The organism is Nonomuraea sp. NPDC050691 (genome assembly GCF_040654455.1).
Classification (GTDB): Bacteria; Actinomycetota; Actinomycetes; order Streptosporangiales; family Streptosporangiaceae; genus Nonomuraea.
This window is the reverse complement of record NZ_JBFAIA010000278.1, coordinates 1-6,861: the sequence shown is the minus strand read 5'-3', so window position 1 is coordinate 6,861 and position 6,861 is coordinate 1. Positions and strand designations below refer to the sequence as shown.

Annotated in this window: 9 protein-coding genes; 3 read left to right on the top strand and 6 right to left on the bottom strand. The window is 74.8% G+C overall.

What is annotated here, in order from left to right; all coding sequences use genetic code 11:
- Positions 1–710: aminotransferase class IV family protein (locus AB0H81_RS43010; RefSeq protein ID WP_358387738.1), on the bottom strand; the 710-nt coding region annotated here is incomplete at its 3' end.
- A 92-nt stretch (positions 711–802) separates the two neighbouring features.
- Between AB0H81_RS43010 and AB0H81_RS43005 the strand changes: the two genes are divergently transcribed.
- Positions 803–1,183: a MerR family transcriptional regulator gene (locus AB0H81_RS43005; RefSeq protein WP_358387735.1), complete on the top strand. Its 381-nt coding sequence runs from the start codon at positions 803–805 to the stop codon at positions 1,181–1,183.
- Between the two features lie 72 nt (positions 1,184–1,255).
- Here the strand turns inward: AB0H81_RS43005 and AB0H81_RS43000 are convergent, their stop codons facing one another.
- The 3 genes from AB0H81_RS43000 to AB0H81_RS42990 are packed head-to-tail and all read right to left on the bottom strand — an operon-like array spanning position 1,256 to position 2,732.
- Positions 1,256–2,116, bottom strand: coding sequence for a 3-hydroxyacyl-CoA dehydrogenase family protein (locus AB0H81_RS43000; RefSeq protein WP_358387732.1), 861 nt, complete (start codon positions 2,114–2,116; stop codon positions 1,256–1,258).
- Positions 2,080–2,268: a hypothetical protein gene (locus AB0H81_RS42995; protein ID WP_358387729.1), complete on the bottom strand. Its 189-nt coding sequence runs from the start codon at positions 2,266–2,268 to the stop codon at positions 2,080–2,082. Before AB0H81_RS42995 ends, AB0H81_RS43000 begins: the two co-directional genes overlap by 37 nt.
- A 59-nt stretch (positions 2,269–2,327) precedes the next feature.
- Positions 2,328–2,732, bottom strand: coding sequence for a nuclear transport factor 2 family protein (locus tag AB0H81_RS42990; RefSeq protein ID WP_358387727.1), 405 nt, complete (start codon positions 2,730–2,732; stop codon positions 2,328–2,330).
- A gap of 141 nt (positions 2,733–2,873) precedes the next feature.
- Here AB0H81_RS42990 and AB0H81_RS42985 point away from each other — a divergent pair, with 141 nt between their 5' ends.
- Positions 2,874–3,227, top strand: a complete 354-nt coding sequence (locus tag AB0H81_RS42985; protein WP_358387724.1) for a DUF488 family protein — start codon at positions 2,874–2,876, stop codon at positions 3,225–3,227.
- A 96-nt stretch (positions 3,228–3,323) separates the two neighbouring features.
- Here AB0H81_RS42985 and AB0H81_RS42980 read toward each other — a convergent pair whose 3' ends face one another.
- The gene (locus AB0H81_RS42980; RefSeq protein ID WP_358387721.1) at positions 3,324–4,265 is read right to left on the bottom strand and encodes a HemK family protein methyltransferase; all 942 of its coding nucleotides are present in this window, start codon (positions 4,263–4,265) and stop codon (positions 3,324–3,326) included.
- A gap of 391 nt (positions 4,266–4,656) precedes the next feature.
- On the bottom strand, positions 4,657–4,983 hold the full coding sequence (locus tag AB0H81_RS42975) for a DUF6355 family natural product biosynthesis protein (RefSeq protein ID WP_358387718.1): 327 nt from the start codon (positions 4,981–4,983) through the stop codon (positions 4,657–4,659).
- Between the two features lie 195 nt (positions 4,984–5,178).
- On the opposite strand from AB0H81_RS42975, the gene AB0H81_RS42970 reads away from it, so the two are divergent.
- Complete coding sequence (locus AB0H81_RS42970) at positions 5,179–6,861, top strand: ATP-binding protein (protein WP_358387715.1); 1,683 nt, start codon at positions 5,179–5,181, stop codon at positions 6,859–6,861.

Sequence of the window (6,861 nt, the reverse complement as noted above, 5' to 3'; positions counted from 1 at the left end):
CCCCGGGATACTCGGCGACCCGGACGAACCACGGGTCGTCGTCCTGGGCGAACACCAGCGTCCAGTCCTCGGAGGCCAGCGCCAGCCACGGCGCCGAGACGGTCGAGCTGGCGGCGGACGATGCCCATGGTGGTCCCGAGGAGCACCTCCGCCTCGGGCCACACCACCGCGGAGCCGTCCCAGAAGGCCAGGTTCCAGATCGTGCCCTCGCTGAGCCGGCCCCGGCGGTCCGCGAACGCGGCGTCGTCGAAACCCTGCTCGACGGCCTGGCGCAGGAAGTACGTCTTGGCCACCTCGCCCACGTGCTTCACACCCGGCAGGACTCGTTCGTACTCCACGACCGCCAGGTCGAGCGGCCCCCGAGGACCGGACGCGGCGGGCCCGGTCCTCACCAGGAGCCGGGGCTCCGCGCCGGCTCCCGCCGCCGTGAACTCGCCTTCCGGGGAGTACACGGTGGCCGTCAGGGAGAGGTCGTCCGGACCGGCCGACAGCGCCGCCCGCAGGCGGTCCCGTACGAGGTCGTCGGGCAGGGCCCGGCCGAACAGCTCACCCGAGGCCGCCCGCAGCCGCGCGAGGTGCAGGTCCAGGCCCCTGACCCGGCCGCCGCGCACCTGCATGGCGGTGAAGTGGGCGTAGCCGGCGAAGGCGAGCGGCGCCAGTTCTTCGGCACTCGCCGCGTGTCCGTCACGGTGAACAACGAAAGAGGACATGCATCACTCCCGGAATCGTGCGGAATGTCCGCTGACGATGTGACGTTAAAGCCTCACACCGATGACAAGGTCAAATGCGGGGAGCGGGTCACATGCTGATCGGGGATCTGTCCCGGCGTACCGGGGTGAGCCCTCGGCTGCTGCGCTACTACGAGTCCCAGGGCCTGCTCGACGCCGGGCGCGGCACGAACGGCTACCGCTCCTACGACGAGGAGTCCGTGGTCACCGTGCGGCAGATCCGCGCGCTGCTGGGAGCCGGTCTGTCCACCGAGGTCATCCGCTCCGTGCTGCCGTGTGTCCGGGGCGAGCGCCCGGAGTTCGAGTGGTGCGCGGAGCTGTGGGACATCCTCAACGGGGAACTGGCCGCCATGGACACCCGCATCGGCGACCTCCAGCGAAGCCGCGGCGCCCTCGCCGGCTTCCTCACGCCGGACCCCGCTACGGCGCCGCACCTCGATCGAAGTCGACGGTGAGGGCGTCGGGCCCGGACAGGGCCTGACAGCTCCTCGTCCGATCACCCGTGACGGGCCGGTCCAGGGGTCAGGTCACCGCCATGTGTAGAACCCCTGTCCGCTCTTGCGGCCCAGTTCGCCCCGGGCGACCTTCTCGCGCAGCAGCCGCGGCGGGGCGAAGCGCTCGCCGAGCGTGGTGTGCAGGTGCTCGGCGATGGCCAGTCGTACGTCGAGCCCGACCAGGTCGGTCAGGCGCAGCGGGCCCATCGGGTGCCTGTAGCCCAGCCGCATGGCGTCGTCGATGGCCTCCGGCTCGGCCACGCCCTCCTCGACCATGCGGATCGCCTCCAGGCCGAGCGCGACGCCGAGCCGGCTGCTGGCGAAGCCGGGGGAGTCCTTGACGACGACGTCCTTCTTGCCGAGCGCGTGCGTCCAGTCCCGGGCGGCCGCGAGCGTGACGTCGGCGGTCTGCGGGGCGACGACCAGTTCGACCAGCTCCGAGACGGGCACGGGATTGAAGAAGTGCATGCCGAGGAAGCGCTCGGGCCGGGCGAGGGCCGCGGCCAGCTCGCCGACCGGCAGGGAGCTGGTGTTGGTGGCCAGCACCGTGTGCGCCCCGACCGCCCGCTCCGCCATGGCGAGCACCCGTGCCTTGAGCGCGAGGTCCTCGGGGACGGCCTCGACGACGAGGTCCGCGTCCGGTGGCAGGCCGTCGGGCGAGCCGGCGGCCGTGACCCGGCCGAGCACCGCGTCAGGTGGCTCGGTCAGGCCGCCACGTTCGAACGCGCGTCGCAGACCGGTGGCGACACGTTCCAGGGCGGCCGCCGCGGCCGGCTCGCCGCTCTCGACCACCGTGACGGACGAGCCGGCGACCGCGAAGGACTGGGCGATGCCGGCACCCATCCGGCCGCCGCCGATCACCGCCACCACCGCTGGAACCGCGGATCCGCCCATGTCCCGCCTCCTTGTTCTCCCTCCAGGAACCGGATCATCCGTTCCCGTTCGTCCTCCGCCTCGAACAGCACCGCCTCGCCGGCCGCGACACGGCGGTCCTCGACGGCCACCGCGATGGCGTGGAGCCGCCCTCGACCCCGCCCCGGCCGCACGGAGCGGACCCTCCGGCTGAGCGCGACCCACACGCCACAAAGGGACCTCGGCGGCGGCCCTAGCTCGCGGAGAGAGGGGTGCGGCGGGCGAGGACCCTGCGGTGGCTGATGCGCCATCCGCGTTCGCCGCGCGTGATCGTGTCCTCGTACGTGACGCTGCCGCACGTGCCGTCCGCGCGGATGCCGATGCCCTTGGACAGGCCGCGCACCCGCCCGTCGGGGAGCGGGGTGAGGACGACGTTGGTGACGTGGTGGCCGACCGGGTTGGCCTCGCCCATCGCGAGCGCCGCGGCCCGCAGCGCGGCCAGCCCCTCGATGATCCCGCCGCCGAGCTCGGTCACGTCGTAGGCGACGTCGTCGGTGAAGACCTCGTCCAGCCGGTCCAGCTCACCGCCGTCGACCAGGTGGCCGTGCAGCGCGATCAGCTCCGTGATGACCGTACGGTCGTCGATGTCCAGCGCCATCAGCCGCTCCCGTCGTGGTGTGCCCGCCCGTCCCCCTCCGGGACGCGGCCAGCTTAGACAGAGCCTGCGACAAATCCGCGAGAACGCGCTCCGGCAGGGAACGCCCTACCGGGAGGACGGCGGCCGGACGGGGGAGAGGCGATGGCCGGGGCACGGGTGCGGCGGGTCTACGAGGAGCCGGCGGGCGACGACGGGACGAGGGTGCTGGTCGACCGGGTATGGCCGAGGGGGCTGTCCAAGGCGGCGGCCCGGCTCGACGAGTGGTGCAAGGAGGTCGCGCCGTCCACGGAGCTGCGCCGGTGGTACGGCCACGACCCCGAGCGGTTCGCCGAGTTCACCGACCGCTACCTCGTCGAGCTGGAGGAGCCCGATCGGGCGGAGGCGCTGGCGCACCTGCGCCGCCTCGCCGGGGACGGCCCGCTGACGCTGCTCACCGCGACCACCCGCGCCGACATCAGCCACGCCGCCGTGCTGGCCGGGCTCCTCGGCACGTGAGGGGCCCTGGACACATGCCCCGGGCGGCGGGTCGAACGGGGGTGAGCGGCGCCCGTGAGGGCACCGCGTCCGGCCACCGGTAGACGCCCAGGCATCTCATCCGCGGGCCATGGTGCCGATGACCACGGTCGCGTACAGCTCGTCCGAGCTCGTCACGCGGGGGGTGAGGCCGGCGCGTGACATGGCCTCGGCCGTGTTCGTGGCCTGCCGTTCGCTCGTCTCCACCAGAAGGTGCCCGCCGGGGGCCAGCCAGAGCGGCGCCCCGGCGATCACGCGGCGGACGATGTCGAGCCCGTCCGCGCCCCCGTCCAGCGCCAGCAGCGGCTCGTGCTCGCGCGCCTCGGCCGGCAGCAGCCCGATGGCGCCGCTCGGCACGTACGGCGGGCTGGCCAGCAGGACGCCGACGCGGCCCCGCAGCCGGTCGGGAAGCGGCTCGTAGAGGTCGCCCTGGTGGACGTGGCCGCCGGCGGGGGCGAGGTTGCGCCGGGCGCAGCGGACCGCGACCGGGTCGATGTCGACGCCGTGCACCTCGACCGGGGCCCTGGCCACCCGTTCCTCCGCGCCGGGCGCGAACTCGGCGGGTACCGGCTCGGTGGGTACCGGCTCGTTGGGCGCGGGCTCGGCGGGCGCGGAAAGGGCGGCCGCCACCGCGGCGCCGAGCGCGCCCGAACCGCAGCAGAGATCGACGACCACCACCGGACGCCCGGCCGGAGGGCCGCCGGAGCCGTCTGTGAGCGTTCGCCGGGCCAGGTCGATCGCCTGTGCCGCCAGGAACTCGCTGCGGCGGCGCGGCACGAAGACCCCGGGGTCGATGGTCACCCGAAGACCGCAGAACTCGGCCCAGCCGAGCACGTGCTCGAGCGGCAGCCCCGCGACGCGCCGGTCCACCATGGCGGCGAGGTCGGCGGCGGTGCGGGCGGTGGAGGTGAGGAGCTCCGCCTCGTCCTCGGCGAAGACGCAGCCGGCCGCTCTGAGCCGGGCCGTGACGGCGGAGAGCGAGAGAGGAAAAGACGGTGGGGGAAATGGTGAAACCGACATGAAGCGCCCTTCCGGAATGCCGTGGGGCGCTCTCCCCGGTCAGCCGCGCCGGGTCACGGGCACGACCGCGGGGCGAGAGCACCCGGCCTGATGCGGCGAAATGGGGCTCACCTCCTCGATGGTCCACTGTTGGAGACGGCAGCCTATCGGAGCCCGTCACAGGCCCGCAAAGCGGTACGGGACGAGCGGTGCAGAGGGGGGAGCCCCGCCGCGCGAAGGGGACGCGCGGCGGGGCACGGCCACCGCGGGACCGAGGCCGCGGGGCGGAGTGAACCGCACGGACGGGGCGCCGCGCGGTGGAGAGGGAGCGTACGGGTGAGGGGCGTGCGGCTGAGGGGCGCGTGCGGCGGCGCGGGACCGCACGGGAGGGGCGCCCCCCGGGTTCGAACGGCTAGCAGGTCCCCCGGACGTAGGCCCGGAAGGTGAAGTTCCAGCGGCCCACGTACCTCGACTCGCCCGGCGTCACGCAGAAGTACTCGCTGGGCGACAGGATGTACGTCACGAGGATCCGCTCGTTGCCGCCGCCGCAGTTCCGGTACATCGCGGCGTCCCCGTCCCGGTAGAGGCCGCACTCCGCGGCGGCGGCCATGGAGATGCGCACGCCCTCGGGAGCGGGCGCGGCCGTCGCGGCGGACGCCGCGCCCCCGGCGAGCATCGTGGCGGTGTAGAGCGTGGACGCGGCGAGGGCCGCCCGGCGGAGCCCGGTGAGCTTGGTCATGGTGTTCTCCTTCACCTGTGGTGCTGCCGGCCGCCGCGGTGTGCGGCGGCGGGTTCGACAGGTGGATCGTCGCCCCGCCGAGGCGCAGGCCAGAAGGGGTTTCCCGGCCCCCGGGGCGAGGAGGAAACCGGGAAACCGCCTCCCACGTCGGCCTTTGCGGCGCCGAGCGCCCGGATACAGTGGGTGTCCGGCCGGATGCGGAACGTGGGTGAAGGGCGGGTGCTCGGGGTGCGGGCCGAGGAGCGGATGGATCAGGAGGGCTCGGAGACCCCGGGGGCCAGGCTGCGGCGGCTCCGGCGGGAACGCGGGCTGTCCCTCAACGAGCTGGCCCGGCGCACCCACTACACCAAGGGCTACCTGAGCAAGGTCGAGACCGACGACAAGGCGCTCACGCCGGGCGTCGCCCGCGGCTGCGACGAGGCGCTGGAGACCGGCGGGCAACTGGCGGCCCTGGTCGAGCGCGCGGCGGAAGCCTGCCCGTACCGGGGGTTGCGCCCGTACGAGGCGGAGGACTCGCGCTGGTTCTTCGGCAGGGAACGCGCCCTCGCCCTGCTCGTGTCCGGGCTGACCGAACGGCTGCGGGGCGAGGGGCCGCTGGCCGTGGTCGCCCCCTCGGGAGCGGGCAAGTCGTCCCTGCTGCGGGCCGGGCTGCTGGCCGCCGTCCGGCGCGGAGCGCTCCCCGCTCCCGGCTCCCGTTCCTGGCCCGCGCTGCTGTTCACGCCCGGCGAGCGGCCGGTCGCCGAGTTGCTCTCCCGCGTCGCCGGCGCCATCGGGCTGGACGCCGCCGACCTGGAACGGGCACTCGCCCACGGCCCCGCCCGGTTCGCGGCGTACGTAAGAGCCGCACTGGACGGGCAGCCGGTGGTGGACGTGCGAGCCACGCTCGACGCACGGCCCGGGCCGGACCGGCGGGCGGGAGGCCCCGAGGACCGGCGGCTGGTGGTCGTCGTCGACCAGCTGGAGGAGGTCTTCACGCTCTGCCCCGACCCGGCCGAGCGGCACGCCTTCCTCGACGCCCTCAACGCCCTGAGCCTCCGCCCCCCGGCCGGTGACCGGCGGGGAACGCCGGGCGCGCCGCCCGCGCTGGTCGTCCTCGGGGTGCGGGCCGACTTCTACGGCCACTGCCTGGCGTATCCCGGCCTGGTGGAGGCCCTGCGGGACGGCCAGTTACCGCTCGGGCCGATGACCCCGGCCGAACTGCGCGAGGTCGTCACCGGTCCCGCCCGCGCCGCCGGTCTGACCCTGGAGCCGGGCCTGGTGGAGCTGCTGCTGCGCGACCTCGGCGTACCACCGGACACCCCCGGCCACGGCCCGGGCCCCGTGCCCGAGCCCGGTGCCCTGCCCCTGCTCTCCCACGCGCTGCTCGTCACCTGGCAGCGGCGGCGCGGCGACACCCTGACCGTCGAGGACTACCGGCTGACCGGCGGCATCGGCGGCGCCGTCGCCGCCACCGCCGAGCGCGTCCACGACGGGCTCGACCCGCACGGCCGGGAGATCGCGCGCCGGCTGTTCCTGCAGATGGTGTGCGTGGGCGAGGACAACACCGAGACCCGGCGCCCGGTCGACGTGCGCCGCCTGCCCGGGTCGCACTTCCCGCCGGCGGCGACCGCCGCGGTGGTCGAGGCGTTCGCCAGGGCCAGGCTGCTGACCGTGGACGCCGACCTGACGTGGCCGGCGCACGAGGCGCTGCTACGGGCCTGGCCGGCGCTGCGCGAGTGGATCCTCGCCGGCCGTGCCGGTCTGCGGCTGCGCCGGCAGCTCCTGGAGGCGGCCGAGACGTGGGCGCCGGTCCCCCCGGCAGGGGGCGTCCGCCCAGGTCGGGGTAGCTTCAGGGGCGTACCGGATGCCGCTTGGCGCACACCCGGTGACAAGCTGTAG